A 16,506-nucleotide genomic window follows, 5' to 3' on the forward strand; every position below is an offset into this window, starting at 1 on the left:
CGCGCGCCTCCACCTGCTGGAGGCTGCAGCCTCCTTGCAGCGGCGCCGGGGCGGCGCACCAGGGTCGAGGAGGACCGCGCGCCCCTGAGGTGTTCATCAGGCGAATCAGGCAAAGAGGAGCGCGAGCGCGCACAGCATGATGCAGATGCCGAAGATCTTCCCGACGTGCCGCCCGTGCCCGAGGATCTCCACCATCACGCGGCCCGCCACGACATAGATCATGAAGCAGGCGAAGCCGATGGTGACGATCGGGACGCCTATCGCGATCACGCTGCCCGCCACGCTCCGCCCCACGAACTGGGGAAAGAGGGCGGCGAAGAACACGATCGCCTTGGGGTTGACGATGGCGAACATGAAGCCGTCGCGGACGTGCTGCCACGACGACCCGGCCCGCGCCGCGACCTCACGGTCGCTCCCAAAATTGGCGACGCCCATCAGCGTCCAGCCGATGCAAAAGATGTACAGCGCCCCTACGAGCTTCATGCCGAGCAGGAGGGTGCTCGACAGGCTGCCGACCTTCAGGATGACGAGATAGGAGGCGACCGCCTGCACGATCGTCGCCGCAATGTTTCCCGCCCCGGAGAGCGCCCCTGCCCCCCAGCCGTGGTTGGCGCCCTTGGCGAGCGCGAGCAGCATCGATGGGCCCGGGATGATGGACGCGACGAAGATGGCCATGCAGTAGGCCAGCAGCACCTCAGTGCTCACTGTCGGCTCCCCGGACGATCTGGCGGAACAGCTGTCGGTTGTTGGTGGCGTTCTTCGGCACGATCTTGTCCGTCGCCACGAGCTGCCCGAGGGTGTATCCCTCATCGATGTAGTCATCGAGGACGCCTCGATCCGCCTCCTTCTTGAGGTTGCGCACGAGGTGCCCCATGAACACCTCGCCCGTGATGGTGAGCTGGTAGCGGTCCCCCGACCGGAAGATCAGCCCCTCCTCGATGAACGAACGAAAGTTGCTCATCTGCGCCTCGTCGAGCGCGCCGGACTCTCGCAGCGCCTCGTACTCGCTGACGGCGAGCCCGTTTCCCATGAGCGGAAAGACCCACAGCGCCATGTCGCGCTGGTGCGACAGGGACGACTTGTCGAGCGAGAACCCGTGCTCGCCCCGCTCGGCGAATGCGCTCCATGCGTCGATGTCGACGATGTTCTCGGCACGCGCGCCAGGGATCGACGAGATCGCCTGGGCCCCTGCGCCGATCAGGAAATCCTCGTATCGCCGGGCGCCGATGCACTCGTTGCCTGCGACGATGGAGAGGGCGCGCTCCGGGATCTTGTCCGGGTTCATGTACGTGTTGGTCCCCTTCCGTATCCATCCCCGACGCAGCAATGTCGCGTAGGTATGCAGCCTGAACAGCGCCTGGTGCTCGTGGCGGGGCTGCGCCGGGACCCTGCCCGCCTGGATGTCCCCGACGAGCTTCGGCGCCGCGCCGGGCGTGAGGAGATAGCTGCTGACGGCGTTGATGTGCGGATGGTCGACGATGCACTCCAGATCGGACAGCACCGACTCGACGGTCTGACCCGGGAAGCCCGTCATCAAGTCGGCGTTGATGATCGGCACGCCGCGCGCGAGCTTCTCGCATGTCTCATCCATGTTCCGGAGCGCCGATGGCATGTGCAGGTGGCGCCGGATGGCGGGATCGAGGACCTGCACGCCGAAGCTGGCCTTCGTGACCTGGTGCTCTATCAACGCGTCGATGAACTCGTCGGTCACCGTGGAGAGGGTGAACTCGACCGAGATCTCCGTGCTGTTCGTGCATCCCGGCAGGTCGCGGACGGCCCGGAGCACCTTGCCGATGTGAGCGCGCAAGAGATCCGGGCTGCCACCGCCGATGTTCACCGAGGCGATCGGCTTGCCCTTGGCCTGGCTGCGGCCGAGCAGGTCGCGCATCTGCCAGATCAGCAGATCCGCGTAGCGGTCGGCCATCTTGAAGCTCAGGGAATTTCCGCCGGAGAACGCGCAGAAGCTGCATTTCTGGGCGCAGTACGGGACGTGCAGATAGAGCTGCACGGTGGCGCGGTCGAGCCAGGGCGCCAGGGTCCATGCGTCGAGGAGCTCGGCCGCCGACAGGTTGGCGCTATCGGGCTTCATCCAGTAGTCGATGGTGTTCCTGGCGACGTGGTCAAACCTGCTATGCAGCAGCATCGAGCCTCCTGCTGTGCTGGTGGGTGGGTGATAACTCCGCGTTTCCGGCGCCCAGCCGTCCGGGGCCGCAGCGACGCGACGCGCGCTGTGCCGAGGCTGTGGGGCAAGCGTCGGACCAGCGGCGATCCTCGTCCGGTTCCGGCGAGAAAGACCGTCACGAGGGCCAGAAGCGCACCTCGGCCAACCAGGGGTTCAGGGCGCGCCTCGAGGCGCGCCGCGGGAGATAGGCAACACATTGCGTGGTCGAGCAACAGCCTGTCATGCGGCAGGAGCGAGCCGCCGATCAGCCGCGGCTCGGGCTCAACCACCTGCTCGATCGACTGCGCTTTGCCGGACGTCCGGTGTCTGCTCGGCGCCGACGTCAGCGCGCGAGCCGAAGGTTCCTCCGGCGGGTCTCGGCACCCTCCGGTTCGACTTTCAGCTCTCCTGGGCAGCTCGCTCGCCCGACGGCCGAGGCTTGCGAGCGTCCTCCCTCACCGGACGCGACGCGGCCCCTCCCGCGCCCTGCTCCCGCCCGCGCTACCGCCGCTGTCCTGCCTTCCTCGCCCGGAGCGCCGCCGCCGACCGGACCCGCCGCGCAGACCGCGCAGCGTCCGCCTCCCGCGCACCTGCGCGCGCCGCCGCCGCGGCGCGCGCGCAGCCCGGCGGCGAGCCGTGCTCGCGTACGCGGCCCGATCATTTCAGCCGCACGCTTCTAGGAATGGACACGTGCGACGGCAGGCGCGCAGACCTCCAGCCGGCGAGCCGGTGGATGCTCGGGCTCAACGAACAAGGCAGCAAATTTACAATGGCAGTCCATGAGCGTCGCTGTCTCCGATTTCTGTGGAGACATGAAGACTCGACTGGAGTACTTTCCTCACATGGTCCGCGGGCGACACACAATGCAGCTCCGATGCAACGCGGCAGCTCGCCGCACAGCGCACGCACTGGCCTCCTACGTGGGAGCCGCCGCGCTCCGTGAAGGCGGGCGGCAGCGGCATGGCGCGTGGTGCGCCACGCTCGCGCTCGCGCTCGGCGCTGCGGCGTGTGGCAGCGATGGCGCCGACGGCTCGAGCTCGGGTGATGCGGGCGGCGGCGCCGCGAGCAGCGGCGGCGCCACGAGCAGCGGCGGTACCACAAACAGCGGCGGTACCACGAGCAGCAGCGGCGGAGGCGCGGGCGCGTCGGGCGGCGGCAACCCCACGGGCGGTCAGGGCGGCGACTCGGCCTCGGCCGGGAGCAGTGGGTCCGGCGGCAGCGCGAGCGTCGACGAGCCGCCGAGCTGTGCGCCCGGCGGACCAGGGCTCTCGACGTGCGGCCCGGACGGCAACGAGAGCTGCTGCACGAGCCTGCTGGTCACGGGCGGCACGTTCTATCGAACGTACAGCAACAACGGCAGCGGTGCGACCAACACGAGAGATCCAGCGACGGTGAGCTCGTTTCGACTGGACAAGTACGAGATGACGGTGGGCCGCTTCCGGCAGTACGTCGATTACCTGGTCGCCGGCGGCTCCCCGCCTGCGGCGGGCAGCGGCAAACACACGCATTTGAACGACGGACAAGGCGTGGCCGATAGCGCAAAGCGCGGAAGCTTCGAGTCCGGGTGGAACTCGAGCTGGGACAGGTACATTCCGACGGGCCAGGGCGCGGCCGCCACGTGGACCAAGAACCTGACCCCCACCGTGTACGGCACCTGGACGGCGAACGCCGGCGACAACGAGATGCTGCCGCTCACGTTCATGAACTGGTACGAGGCCCACGCCTTCTGCATCTGGGACGGCGGCTTTTTGCCGACCGAGGCCGAATGGAAATACGCGACCGCCGGTGGAGACGAGCAGCGCATGTACCCCTGGGGCTCGATGGATCCCGGCTCTGGCAACCAGTACGCGATCTATGATTGCTACTATCCGAGCGGCAGGCGAGGCGCTTGTACGGGCGTCGTGAATGTGCCGGACGTCGGGAGCACGCCGCTCGGCGTCGGGCGCTTTGGACAGTGGGATCTCTCGGGAAGCGTGTGGGAGTGGAACCTCGACGTCTACGCGAACTACGTGAGCCCCTGCGAGGACTGCGCAAACCTCACCGGCGCCACGAACCGGGTGCTGCCTGGCGGCGGCTTCCACACGGGGTTGATGCCGTACCTCCTGTCGTCGAATCGCTCGGCGGTCTCCTACGATCCGGCGAACTATCGCGGCGACTACGGCGTCGGCGTGCGCTGCGCGCGCACGCCGTAGCGCCGAGCCGTCGCCGAGGGCGGCCCTCGCGCGACCGGACGCGCGCGAGCTGAGCTCGAGCGCGCGGTGCCACCACGGGCCGACGTGCGCGACGGACGCTGCGCTGGCCGGGCAGGACGAACACGAGGCACCCTGTGGCGGGGACGCCACAGAAGGGTGGATTTCGAAATGATCGCACCCGGGATCCGCGAGCTGTCGAGCGGCTACGCGGACACGGCGAGGTTCGCCGCGGACCTTGCTGCAAGGTGGATCCTCCGGCAGGCTTCCGACATGACGTCCCTCGCCTTCGCGATGCCGGCGGAGATCGTCGACCCGAGCGTCGTCGCTCCGCCGGGCGATCTGTACAGCAACGAGCCTCCGATGGAGACCTACCAGCACCTCGTCCAGATGATCGTGCTGCTCGAGAGCCTGGAGCTCTTCTGGAAGGACCGGGCCGACTTCTTCGCCGCGGGGAACCTGACCATCTACTTCAGCCCCAGGCAGCTCAAGACCGAGCACTTCCGGGGTCCGGATTTCTTCGTCGTGCTCGGCACCGATCGGAGGGCGCGCAAGAGCTGGGTCGTCTGGGAAGAAGACGGCCGGTACCCGAACGTGATCGTGGAGGTGCTCTCGGAGAGCACCGAAGGCGCCGATCGCGGCCTCAAGAAGCAGATTTACCAGGACGTCTTCCGGACGCCGGACTACTTCTGGTTCCATCCGGAGACCCTCGAGTTCTCGGGCTTCCACCTCGTCGACGGGCAGTACGAGCCGCTCTCCCCCGATGCTTCCGGGCGCCTCTGGAGCGCTCAGCTTGAGCTCTTCCTTGGCGTCCAGGAGGGACAGCTCCGCTTCTTCACCCCCGAGGGAGAGCTCGTCCCCGCTGGCAAGGAGCTCGCGAAACGGGCCGAGTCCGCCGAGCAGCGCGCCGAGTCCGCCGAGCAGCGCGCCGAGTCCGCCGAGCAGCAGGCAATGCGGCTGGCAGCGAGGCTCCGGGAGCTCGGCGTCGATCCCGACACGCTGAAGTAGCGATCGGCGCCCGCGCTCCTCTCGCTCCTCCTGTGAAGCGCATGATGAAGCTCTATTTCAGCCCTGGCGCCTGCTCGCTCTCTCCGCACATCGCGCTGCGCGAGGCCGGCCTCCAGTTCGAGCTCGAGCAGGTCCACCTCGGCACGAAGAAGACCCGGTCGGGCGCCGACTTCACCTTGATCAACCCCAAGGGCTACGTGCCCGCGCTCGAGATCGAGGGAGGCGAGGTGCTCACCGAGGGGCCGGTGATCGTCCAGTACATCGCCGATCGGAGGCCCGAGTCCGGGCTCGCGCCCCCGGCCGGCACCCTGGACCGCTACCGGCTGCAGGAGTGGCTGAGCTTCATCAGCACCGAGCTGCACAAGCAGTTCTCGCCGCTCTTCAAGCCGCGGGCGCCGGACGAGCAGAAGAACGCGGCGAGGACGCTCCTCGGCCGGCGCTTCGCCCACGTGGCGCACCGCCTCGAGGGCACGACGTACCTCCTCGGCGAGCGGTTCACGGTGGCGGACGCGTACCTCTATACCGTGACGACGTGGACGAGGTTCGCGGGCGTCGATCTCGGCGGATGGCCCGTCCTCGGCCGCTACAGGGAGCGCGTCGGCGCCCGCCCTGCGGTGCAGGCCGCCATCGAGGCCGAGCGGCGGCGGTAGGCCTCCTTCGTATCCCTGGTGGGTACACGCCTTGACGCCTCGATCACGCGCGACTTTGCATGACGGCATGCTGCGGGCGATCGCCGAGGAGGTGTGGGCGTACGAGAGGGACTTCCGGCTGCCGTTCGGCGATCTGCCGGCGCGCGCGACGGTCGTGAGGCGGGCCGACGGCGGGATCGTCATCCACTCGCCGCTGGCGTTCGATGACGACACCGCCCGGGAGATCGACGCGCTCGGCGAGGTGCGCGCCCTCGTCGCCCCGAGCTGCCTCCACCACGTCTTCTTGAGGGCCGCGACCGAGCGCTGGCCGCGCGCGAGCGTGCTCGGGGCGCCCGGGCTCGAGAAGAAGCTCTCCGGCCTCCGCTTCACCCCGCTGCCCCGATCCGGCGTGGCGCCGGAGATCGGCGACGATCTCGGCGTACGCCTCGTCGAGGGCGTGCCGTACATCGCGGAGCACGTGTTCCTGCACGCGCGGTCGCGGACGCTCATCGTGACGGATCTCCTGTTCAACGTGCATGAGGCCCGCAGCTTCGCCATGAAGGTCTTCCTCTGGGTGGGCGGCGTGTGGAGGAAGACCGCCCAGGACCACGTGTGGCGCGTGCTCATGAGGGACCGCGCCGCGGCGGCGCGCAGCGTCGCCGACGTCCTCGCGTGGGAGTTCGAGCGCGTCGTCGTCGCCCACGGAGACGTCATCGAAGGCGAGGCGAAGGACCGGACGCGCCGCGCGCTCGCGTGGATCGGCGCCGGGGCTGGCCGGCTCCTGCCGGCGAGATGAGGGCTCTCAGGCGGCCGCCTGCGCGCGGCGCAGCCCGATGACCTGCGCCTCCGCGAAGAGCGCGACGGCGAGCGCCTGCGCCGCGACGAACGCATGGCCGATCGCCGTCGGCTCGAACCAGCCGAGCGCGAGGAGGAGCACGCTGTCCACGACCCAGAGCGCGTTCGCGATGACCACGGCGACGACGGCCCTCCGCGCCGGACGCTCGCGCGTGCCGAGCCACGCGACGAGCGCCGCGAACGGGAGGAGGCTCGCGCCAGCCCATCGGAACAGCGCCTCGGGGAGGCCGGTCAGGCCGGCGAGGGGCGCCGCGGCCGCGAGCATGAGGAGGCCTGTAGCGCCGCTGAGGGCCGCGTCGGCGAGGAGGACACGGCGCAGGAAGCGAGGAGAGATCACGAACGACATGGTGGGCTCCTTTCGTTGCGGTCGGGGCTCATCGCCCCTCGATGGGCGGGACCGCTCGACATCGGACGCGCGTGGCGCGCCGGGTGTCCGCAGCGCCCCTGACACCGCTCACCTTGGGGCGCCCTCGGCACGGATCGATTACCTCCCAGGTAATGGGCGTCATTTTCCGGCGTGCTAGGGTCGACTCGCGATGACGAGCTCACACCCGCCGGTCGGGGGTCTCCTGCGCGAGTGGCGCCAGCGCCGTCGAATGAGCCAGCTCGACCTGGCCTGCGAGGCCGACATCTCGACACGCCACCTGAGCTTCCTCGAGACCGGCCGCGCGCAGCCGAGCCGCGAGATGGTGATCCACCTGGCCGAGCGCCTCGATGTGCCCTTGCGCGACCGCAACCGGCTCCTCGTGGCGGCGGGGTACGCGCCGCTCTATCCGGAGCGCAGCCTCGGCGATCCGGCGCTCGCGGCGGCGCGCAGGGCGGTCGATGTGGTGCTCGCCGGCCACGAGCCCTATCCGGCGGTCGCCATCGATCGGCACTGGACCCTCGTCGCCGCGAACGGCGCGATCGGCCCATTCCTGGCTGGCGCCGACGCCGCCCTCCTCCAGCCCCCGATCAACGTGCTGCGCCTGAGCCTGCACCCAGGCGGCCTCGCGCCGCGCATCGAGAACTCACCCGAGTGGCGCGCGCACCTCCTCGCCCGCCTGCGCCGTCAGATCGACGTGAGCTCCGATCCCGCCCTCGTGACGCTCTTCGAGGAGCTCATCCGCTATCCATCGCAGGAAGGATCGATGCGCCCCGAACCCGCCCGCGAGCCCGACCCGGTCGCCGTCGCGGTGCCGCTCAGGCTCAGGACGGAGGACGGTATCCTGAGCTTCCTCAGCACGACGATGGTCTTTGGCACGCCGATCGACGTCACCCTGTCCGAGCTCGCCGTCGAGTCGTTCTTTCCCGCAGACCAGGCGACCGCGGAGGCGCTGCGCGCGACGGCGCGACGCCGAGGACAAGGGCCCTCCGCCGAGGAATCCCATCGGATCCCGCTCTGAGGGCGCGCGCCGCGCGCGCGTCGACGAGCCGTGCACGGCCCGCGCTCCCCTGAGCAGCGCCGGGAGCGCTACCGGTGCATCGCGATGTCGTTGCGGGGAAAAGGCTTGATGCGTCGGGTGTGCCGCCCAGTGGACGGGATGGTCTTGGTCCGCCCGGGCGATCGCGCGGGGCGCACGGAGGGCTTCTTCTTCGTTGTCGACCGCGAGGCCTCGCTGGTGGGCGCGCTCTCGGGCTGCGCCGCAGCGGCCTGGACGGGCTCCTGGAGCTCCGGCGCGAGCAGCGGCCGGGGTGCCTCCACGACGCTGGCGAGGAGCGTCGACTCGGTCGAGCTCGCCAGCCCGGCGCGGGGGGCGACGGCGGCGAGCGCGGCGCTGTCAGCAGCGGGCGCTGCGAGCCGGACGCCGAAGAACAGGCTGGCGCCGGCCAGCACGGCGCCGATCACGGCGGCCGCCGCGAGCCGCGCGGATGGCCTCTTGCGCTTCTTGCGGCTCGACGCCGCGCCCAGGACCGCCGTCGTGCCATCGCCGCCGTCGTCCTCGCAGAGATCCGCCTCCACGACCGGTATCGACGGGGACGTCATGACAGGGTTGCGCCGGGTGACAACGCCGTCCTGCGAGCTCACGGGCGGCGCCTCGACAACGCTCTCCGCAGCCGCGTCCCCGACCGCCGGCGCCGGCGTCTCGGTGCCCCACTTGCGTGACGACAGCGCACGCTCCAGCGCCTCCGCCATCTCCTTCGCCGACCCGAAGCGCGCGCTCGGATCCTGCTGCAGGGCCTTCGCCATCCATTCGTCGACGGCGGCCGGCACGTCGATCCGGTGCGCGCTGGGGGGCGTGAACCGCCCCCTGTGCACGGCGAGCGTGAGCGCCGCGAGCGTCTCTCCGGAGAACGGGGTCCGCCCCGTCATCGCATGGTAGGCGACGACGCCGAGCGACCAGAGATCCGCACGGAAATCGAGATCCCTCGGGCTGACGAGCTGCTCCGGGCTCATGTACAGCGGCGTCCCAACCACGTTCCCCGTCGAGGTGACCCGCAGGTCCCGGACCCGCTTGGCGATACCGAAGTCAAGCACCTTGACGAAGGTCTCCCCGTCCACCTGGGTCAGGAACAGGTTGTCCGGCTTGATGTCGCGGTGGACGATGCCGAGGCGGTGCGCCTGCCCGAGCGCCTTGGCCGTCTGCGCCACGATACGCGCCACCTCGCCGAGCGGCAGCCGGCCCTGGCGGCTGATGCGGGTCCTCAGGTCGTCGCCACGGAGGAGCTCCATCGCGATGTACGGCATGCCCTCCGCCGTCAAGCCGTGATCGAGGACCTGCGCGACGTGCGGGCTCGTGATCTGCGCCGCAGCGACCGCCTCTCGCCGGAACCGCTCGACGTAGCCCGGATCATCCGCGTACTCGGGCGACATGAACTTCACGGCGACCTGAGCCTTCAGCGGAAGCCGATCGGCAACCCAGATGCTCCCCATCCCGCCGCGCCGGAGGATGCGCACGAGCCTCAGCGAAGGCGTCACCATCTGTCCGGTGTGCAGGGGCATACCTCTGCTACTCCTTCTCGCACAGGCCCGAGCCGGTGGTTCCGTCAGCTCCAGCCGAAAACTCGCCCGTATGGCGTAAATAGATCACTACGACGCCTTCATTACCTCTGCAAGAGAAACAAAGTGCTCTCCGCCACGTCGGTCACGTCGGTCACGTCGGTCACGTCAGTCACGTCAGTCACGTCAGTCACGTCAGAGCGTGTGTCGCGTATCCGCGCACATTGAAGCCAACCCGTCTCTTACATCCCCCAGGAGCGCAGGGGCCACGGAGCACTCATGTGCGATACGGCCACGTGGACGGACATCCACCGTGCGCCGGTGTCGGCGCATGAGCGCATGCCAAGCGCCAGGTTCGTCCGGCCGGCCGAAAGCACCTGTCGTCGCGAGCGGTGACGCAGAACAACGGAGTTGAAGGTAGGCCACCTGATGAACAGGTGGGGAGCCCGGGAACAAGCGTGCCTGTCGTGCGGCCATGGCTCGCGATCCGCTGCGGCTTCATCCATGGGCTCACCTCGCGGCGCCAGATGAGCCCCCGGGGGCGCGCGAGGGCTCATCGCCTCTTGACTTCGAAAAAAGTCTTTCATTTTACCTCCACAACCACCGTCCGGGCAGCGCGGAGGACGGCGCTCGCGTCTTCATCCAGCGCGGGAATCACGAGGACGGGGCGAGACCCATTGGGGTGTCGGCATCGTCCGACATCGGAGGGCGGGCCTGTCCAGAGCTCCACCCGCGCGGCGCGCTCGCGCTTCCTCGGAGCACGCGCCGCGACAGGCGGGTTGTCTTCTGGAGGAGGATTGAAGCCTCTCGTCTTCTGGATGCCGGCTCACTGAAAGAGTTCACCCTGCCGAGGACGGCCTGGACACCCGCGGAGCTCGCGCGTACGCCGGCGGAGGAAATCCACCCGCGCCGAGGCTGAAGCTGAGGCGTAGGGGTGCGATAAAAAATGAAGCGCGGGTGTCATCCATGGTTGCGTCTACGCGCGCAGGCGTAGAATCGCCGGAACCATGAGCCGATCCCCCTCCGACAAGGACGCGCACAAAAAGGCAACGGTCAGCCCCGTGCCGTCGCGAGGGATCCCGCCGGAGACGATCCCGTCGCGCGCCAGCGCCGGCGCCAGCAGCGCCCTGCCGTCAGCGCCGCCTCCGACACGCAACAGCGCCGGCAACGGCAGCGCCCTGCCGCCGGCGCCCGCATCGAACCGCGGGGGCAGCACCCTCCCGCCTCCTCAGCAGCACGCGCCGCCCCCGGCGCGCGGCAGCCACTTCCCGGCCGACGCGCGCGTGCGGCGAGATCGGCCGAGCGTCCCGCTCTCTCCGCACGGCGCCTATGCGTCGCAGGAGGCGCGCGGCTGGCGAGAGCGGCCGACCGCCGCCGCCGCGGCCGCGGCGCGCAGCGGCTACACCTTGCAGGATCCGTTCGACCGGTGGGACCCGCCCGAGGGCGCCCCCGCGGCGCCCGCGACCCAGCCGCCCGAGCCGCCGAGCTCGCGCGTCCCGGAGGGGTCGCGCCACGACGACGCCGGCCGTGGCCACGCGCCGGCGTCGTCGCCGGCCAGGCGCACGGCGACCGGCGGGCTGCCCGCCGCGCATCAGCCCGCGCCGTCGGCCCGGCCGACCGCGGGGCGCGAGCCGCAGCGGCTCCACGAGCCGCACGGCGGGGGCCACGACCCGTACACGCCCATCAACCAGATCCTCGGCTACACGCGCCTGCTCGTGGCGTCGCTGCAGGGCAAGGTCGCGCCGCAGCACATCGAGGACATCCGCAACATCGAGCTCGCGTCGCGCAAGCTGCTCACCATCGTGCAGGCGATGGAGAACGGCGACGAGGACGCGCCCTCGAGCGTGAAGGTCAGCATCCCCTCCCCGCACGAGGAGCCCGCGGTCCACGCCGAGATCGAGGGCAGCGGGCGCGGCGCCATCCTCGTGGTCGACGACAGCCGAGGCAACCGCGACGTCCTCTGCCGGGTGCTGCGGGACAACGGCTACCGCACCGCCTCCGCCGAGGACGGACCCCGCGCGCTCGGGCTCGCCGCGCGCGAGCGCTTCGACGCCGTGCTGCTCGACGTGAACATGCCCGGCATCAGCGGCCTCGGCGTGCTCTCCGCCCTGCGCCAGAGCCGGTCGCAGGCCGAGCTCCCCGTGATCATGGTGACGACGCGCGGCGCGAGCGAGGACGTCGTCGAGTCGCTCAAGCTCGGCGCCAACGACCATGTGACGAAGCCGATCGACTTTGACATCCTGCTCGGGCGGCTCGACACGCAGCTCACGCTGAAGCGCTCGCGCGAGCAGCTCTCGCAGCTCGCGGCGGAGCTGTCGGTCAAGAGCGAGTTCATCCGCAAGACGTTCGGCCGCTACCTGAGCGACGACGTGGTGAACCGCCTGCTCTCCTCGCCCGAGGCCCAGCTCCTCGGCGGCGAGGAGCGCGAGGTGACCATCATGATGACGGACCTCCGCAGCTTCACGACGATGACCGAGAACATGCCGCCCGACGTCGTCATGCGGCTCCTGAACGGCTACCTCGGCGAGATGGCGCGCATCATCGTCGCGCGCGGCGGCACGATCATCGAGTTCATCGGCGACGCGATCCTCGCGCTCTTCGGCGCCCCGTTCCCGGCGGGCGACGACACCCGCCGCGCGGTCGCGTGCGCGCTGGAGATGCAGATCGCGATGGACGCGGTGAACGAGAAGAACAGCGCCGAGGGCCTGCCGACGCTCCAGATGGGCATCGCGCTCAACACCGGCCCTGTCGTCGTCGGCAACATCGGCTCCGAGGCGCGCACGAAATACGGCGTTGTCGGCGCCCAGGTGAACCTGACGTCCCGCATCGAGTCGTGCACGGTGGGCCGCCAGATCCTGATCGCGGACGCCACGCGCCGCGCCGCCGGCGCGGGCCTCCTGCTCGGCCAGAGCCACGCGCTGGCCGTCAAGGGGTTCTCGAACCGCGTGCTGGTCCACGAGGTCCTGGGCCTCGACAACCCCGAGCGTCTCTACCTGCCCGAGCGGCGGGTCGAGATCCTCTCGCTCTCGTCGCCGCTGCCGGTCGTGTGCGCGCGCCTCGCGGGCAAGCGGGTCGAGGGCGAGCCGCAGTCCGCCTTCATCCTCGGGCTCTCGCCCTTCGGCGCCGTGCTGCGGATCCATCCCCGGCCCGCGCCCTTCACGAACCTCCAGATCCACCCGTCCGGCGCGCTCGCCGAGCAGCTCGGCGGCGAGCTGCACGCGAAGGTGATCGAGCTCGACGCGCGCGCCGACGACGTCGTGCGCATCCACTTCACGTCGTCGCCGCCGGGGCTCGCGGCGTTCGTCCAGAAGCTGCACCGCGCCGAGGCGTAACGGCTCGCCGCCGTACAGGCAGGCTCGCGTCTGGGTGGATGGGAGGTGCTGCCGAGCCGCCCGGCCCCAAGGAGGGAGCTCGTCGCGCGGGGCGCGGACGGGCTGAACTCGCCTGAGACGTCCTGCGCCCGACGTGCTGCGCACGCCGGACACAGGACGTTATTTGGGCTCAAACCCCAGCCCGTCCCCGCCCCGCGCGGAGTGCCCGTGCTCTCCGCAAACACTCCCGCATCATGCGTCCACCCACGAGCGATCCACGATCTACATTCGAAAAATAGAAGCCAATAGCGTCCCCGCGACTCGCGCTGCTCCTACCTGTCGCAAACATTCTCGCAGTCCATCGCACAAGTGAGCATACGACTTCAACTCCGAAAGGTCCATATCAAGAGAAACCAAAGCCTGCGCCACCTCGGGCTTGATTCCCGTAAGAATATACGATGCGCCGAGCATACGCACTGAGGCAGAGAGTCGGTACAAATGACCAGCGCTCGCTGTATCCATCAACTCCACGCCACCAACATCAATTATCACAAATCGCGCACGCTTGATCGAGATGGCCGGAAGCAAGCGGTCCATGAGCTCCGCCACTCGATCCAAATCAATCAAGCCGAAGACAGGCACTACCAGCACCTTGTCCCAGACCTCCAGGACCGGCAACGAAGACGAGCTGATGGCTTGCAGCTGCCGCTGCGTAAACTCTAGGCGTTCCCTGAGCTCCTCCTCTTGTCTGCGCTGCGCGTCCTCGGCAAGGCCGCGGCGGACCAGCTCGCCGAGGCGCGCCGCTACGATCTCGAGAAAGTATCGCTTTCCCTTCGAGAAGGCATCGGGTCCTGCCAGCAAAGCCTCCTCGCGGCAATGGACCTCCACCGCGCCAATCGCCTGCCCTTGCAGGACGATGTCCTGCGCGAGCACCCAGGCCGTCTCGCGGAAATTCTTCGTCAGAAACGAGCGCTCGCCGACCTTCGCGCGGGCGCAGGTTGCCTCTGGGTCGCCAAACGAGAGCGGGACGAGATCCACAGTGTGTTGGAACAGCTCCTCGAGCGAGGCCTTCTCGGTGATGTCGGGATTCAAGATCGCGTGAAGGCAGTCGATCTCTCTGCCTCGCTCCTCGAGCTCTCGTCGTGCACGCTCGGGATCCGCGACCGTCTCCGTGAGCGCCGTCTCCACCTTGTTCATGCCACCTAACCTTCTCAATCGGCCAGGAACCCTACGCGCACCCGCTCGCCTGTCGTGTCACGACGAGCCGCCAGCTGCGAACGGTACTGCACGGCAGAGGCTGCCATCCAATAGACACCACCACGGAAGATGTAGTACGATTGGGGCTGGTCGGACAAGAGCTAGCGCGAGCAACCTGGTCGGAGATCAAGCGATGCAGGCGGGACAGCATGTAACCCCGACGATCCGGCTGGTGCGCCCCCTGGGAGAGGGGGCGATGGGGTGCGTGTGGGTGGCAGAGCACCTCGCGCTCGGGACGCAGGTCGCGGTGAAGCTGATGGCTCGGGACTACGTGCAGCGGCCGGAGTTCACGGTGCGCTTCCAGCGGGAAGCGCAGGCGGCAGCGCGGCTCAGGAGCCCGCACGTGACGCAGGTGTTCGACCACGGAGTCACCCCCGAGGGGGAGCCCTTCATCGTGATGGAGCTGCTCGAAGGGGAAACGCTGCGCCAGCGGCTGAAGCGGCATGGCCATCTGCCGATCGAGCAGGTGGTGAGGCTCGTCGAGCAGACGGCCAAGGCGCTCAGCCGGGCTCACCAGCTGGGGATCGTGCACCGCGACATCAAGCCAGACAACCTGTTCCTGATCGACGAGGAAGGAGAACCGTTCGTCAAGGTGCTCGATTTCGGGATCGCGAAGCATGTGCACCCCGATGTCATGGGCATGACGGCGACCGGAAGGACACTGGGGACGCCGCTCTACATGAGCCCAGAGCAGTTCAGCGCGCCCAAGCACATCGACCACCGGACAGATCTGTGGGCGCTGTCCGTCGTCGCATACGAAGCGTTGACGGGACGAGCTCCCTTCGTGGGCGATACATTCCTGGCGCTGGCGCGGTCGGTCTGCGCCGGGAAGTTCCCGATGCCAAGCGCGCTCCGCACCGACCTGCCCACAGGGGTAGACGCGTGGATGGCGCGGGCCCTCCAGTGTGACGCCGCACAGCGGTTCGAGTCGGCGACCCAAATGGCTCAGGCGTTCGCGACGTCTGCGCAACGAAGCGCGATGCCCGCGCCATCGACGGCGTTTGACGATACCGCGCCCGCGTCACGGCCCGATGAGCCCGTGCGGCCGGCGCAAAGAGCCGCGCCTGCCAGGCCCCTCCAGGACGTAGCGCGCGCAGAGGGCGCCCGTGGAGCTGCCGAGGCACGTGGGCACGCAGGAAAAGAAGCTGCGTTCGACGCGGCGGTGCTCCGCAGGCTCTTTTCCCGTCCATCGAGCGGAGGTGAGCGGCCGGAGCGCGACGTCACGCCCGGCGTAGACGTGTCGCAAATCCAGATCACCGACGAGCCATGGGAAGACGCCAGGGTGCTCTCGCTGTCGATACCGGGCATCAAGCCCAGCGCCGTCAAGCTTGGCTCGCGTGGTCTTACGCTCTATGGCGGCTTTTCGCTAGGCCTGGTGATGTGCTGGGAGCTCGAGGCGAGGCGCTGGCGGTGGTGGCGTAAACATCTCGCACGCCCGCTCTGCTTCGCCAGAGCGCAAAGCCAAACAGCGATTTTCCTCGGATGCAGCGACGGCAACATTCGCGCAATCGACGCCAAGAACGGCGCGACAGAAAGAACCCTCCAAGGCCACGCTACATCCGTCCGTTGCGTCGCGACGAGCCCGACAGGACAGCAGCTCGCCTCCTGCTCCGACGACAAGACGGTCCGGCTCTGGAACATCTCCACCGGCGAGCTGATGTTCACCGGCAAGGAGCACTCCGACCGCGTTCGAAGCGTGGCCTTCAGTCCGAATGGTACCGTTCTTGCGTCCTCCGCGAACGACTCGACCATTCGCCTGTGGGATCAAAGCCTCCGGCCGCTCCGGGTCCTTCGCGGCTCTCCAGGTGGGGTGCGGAGCGTGGCCTTCTCGCCGGATGGCGCCTTCCTGGCGGCAGGCTGCGGCGACGGCACGATTCGCATCTGGGAAATGGGCAAATATGAACAGCCAGTGAGGGTGCTTGAGGGCCATAGTCAGCGCGTCGTCTCCGTTGCCTTCGGCTGGCGTGGCGGCGTGCTCGCCTCGGGCTCACCCGATCGCAGCGTTCGACTCTGGAACGTCGCAACCGGCAAGCCGCTTCGAGTGCTTCCCAGGCACGGAGGAGCGGTCGAAAGCGTCGCCTTGAGCCTTCACGGCGAGCACCTCGCGTCGGCGTCCGACGACGGTATGGTGCGCGTCTTTAGCTTCTCGAAGACTACCGGTTAGCAGCAAACCGGC

General features: G+C 68.9%; 12 protein-coding genes. 7 read left to right on the forward strand and 5 right to left on the reverse strand.

Going from position 1 to position 16,506, the window contains the following annotated elements:
- Positions 1–105: 105 nt before the first annotated feature.
- Together WME82_RS21995 and WME82_RS22000 are read right to left on the reverse strand one after the other, a co-directional pair.
- Positions 106–705: a LysE family translocator gene (locus tag WME82_RS21995; protein WP_438044384.1), complete on the reverse strand. Its 600-nt coding sequence runs from the start codon at positions 703–705 to the stop codon at positions 106–108.
- Positions 695–2,143: a radical SAM protein gene (locus WME82_RS22000; protein ID WP_438044385.1), complete on the reverse strand. Its 1,449-nt coding sequence runs from the start codon at positions 2,141–2,143 to the stop codon at positions 695–697. Before WME82_RS22000 ends, WME82_RS21995 begins: the two co-directional genes overlap by 11 nt.
- A gap of 830 nt (positions 2,144–2,973) precedes the next feature.
- On the opposite strand from WME82_RS22000, the gene WME82_RS22005 reads away from it, so the two are divergent.
- The 4 genes from WME82_RS22005 (at position 2,974) to WME82_RS22020 (ending at position 6,783) form a co-directional block, all read left to right on the forward strand.
- Positions 2,974–4,353, forward strand: coding sequence for a formylglycine-generating enzyme family protein (locus WME82_RS22005; protein WP_438044386.1), 1,380 nt, complete (start codon positions 2,974–2,976; stop codon positions 4,351–4,353).
- Between the two features lie 270 nt (positions 4,354–4,623).
- Positions 4,624–5,358, forward strand: a complete 735-nt coding sequence (locus WME82_RS22010) for a Uma2 family endonuclease (protein ID WP_438044917.1) — start codon at positions 4,624–4,626, stop codon at positions 5,356–5,358.
- A 44-nt stretch (positions 5,359–5,402) separates the two neighbouring features.
- On the forward strand, positions 5,403–6,008 hold the full coding sequence (gene gstA, locus WME82_RS22015) for a glutathione transferase GstA (protein WP_438044918.1): 606 nt from the start codon (positions 5,403–5,405) through the stop codon (positions 6,006–6,008).
- Between the two features lie 67 nt (positions 6,009–6,075).
- A complete protein-coding gene (locus tag WME82_RS22020) occupies positions 6,076–6,783 on the forward strand; it encodes a DUF4336 domain-containing protein (RefSeq protein ID WP_437747437.1) in 708 nt (235 codons plus the stop codon).
- Positions 6,784–6,789: 6 nt separating this feature from the next.
- Here the strand turns inward: WME82_RS22020 and WME82_RS22025 are convergent, their stop codons facing one another.
- A complete protein-coding gene (locus tag WME82_RS22025) occupies positions 6,790–7,188 on the reverse strand; it encodes a hypothetical protein (protein WP_438044387.1) in 399 nt (132 codons plus the stop codon).
- 190 nt (positions 7,189–7,378) lie between these two features.
- On the opposite strand from WME82_RS22025, the gene WME82_RS22030 reads away from it, so the two are divergent.
- Positions 7,379–8,227: a helix-turn-helix domain-containing protein gene (locus WME82_RS22030; protein ID WP_438044388.1), complete on the forward strand. Its 849-nt coding sequence runs from the start codon at positions 7,379–7,381 to the stop codon at positions 8,225–8,227.
- A gap of 68 nt (positions 8,228–8,295) precedes the next feature.
- Here WME82_RS22030 and WME82_RS22035 read toward each other — a convergent pair whose 3' ends face one another.
- Positions 8,296–9,765, reverse strand: coding sequence for a protein kinase domain-containing protein (locus WME82_RS22035; protein ID WP_438044389.1), 1,470 nt, complete (start codon positions 9,763–9,765; stop codon positions 8,296–8,298).
- Positions 9,766–10,769: 1,004 nt separating this feature from the next.
- Between WME82_RS22035 and WME82_RS22040 the strand changes: the two genes are divergently transcribed.
- Positions 10,770–13,094 (forward strand): adenylate/guanylate cyclase domain-containing protein, encoded by a 2,325-nt coding sequence (locus tag WME82_RS22040; protein WP_438044390.1) that lies wholly within the window; start codon positions 10,770–10,772, stop codon positions 13,092–13,094.
- A gap of 261 nt (positions 13,095–13,355) precedes the next feature.
- Here WME82_RS22040 and WME82_RS22045 read toward each other — a convergent pair whose 3' ends face one another.
- A complete protein-coding gene (locus WME82_RS22045; RefSeq protein ID WP_438044391.1) occupies positions 13,356–14,270 on the reverse strand; it encodes an STAS domain-containing protein in 915 nt (304 codons plus the stop codon).
- A gap of 193 nt (positions 14,271–14,463) precedes the next feature.
- On the opposite strand from WME82_RS22045, the gene WME82_RS22050 reads away from it, so the two are divergent.
- Positions 14,464–16,494 (forward strand): WD40 repeat domain-containing serine/threonine protein kinase, encoded by a 2,031-nt coding sequence (locus WME82_RS22050; RefSeq protein WP_438044392.1) that lies wholly within the window; start codon positions 14,464–14,466, stop codon positions 16,492–16,494.
- Positions 16,495–16,506 lie beyond the last annotated feature (12 nt).

Source organism: Sorangium sp. So ce128, assembly GCF_051525245.1.
Taxonomy (GTDB): Bacteria; Myxococcota_A; Polyangia; order Polyangiales; family Polyangiaceae; genus Sorangium; species Sorangium cellulosum_B.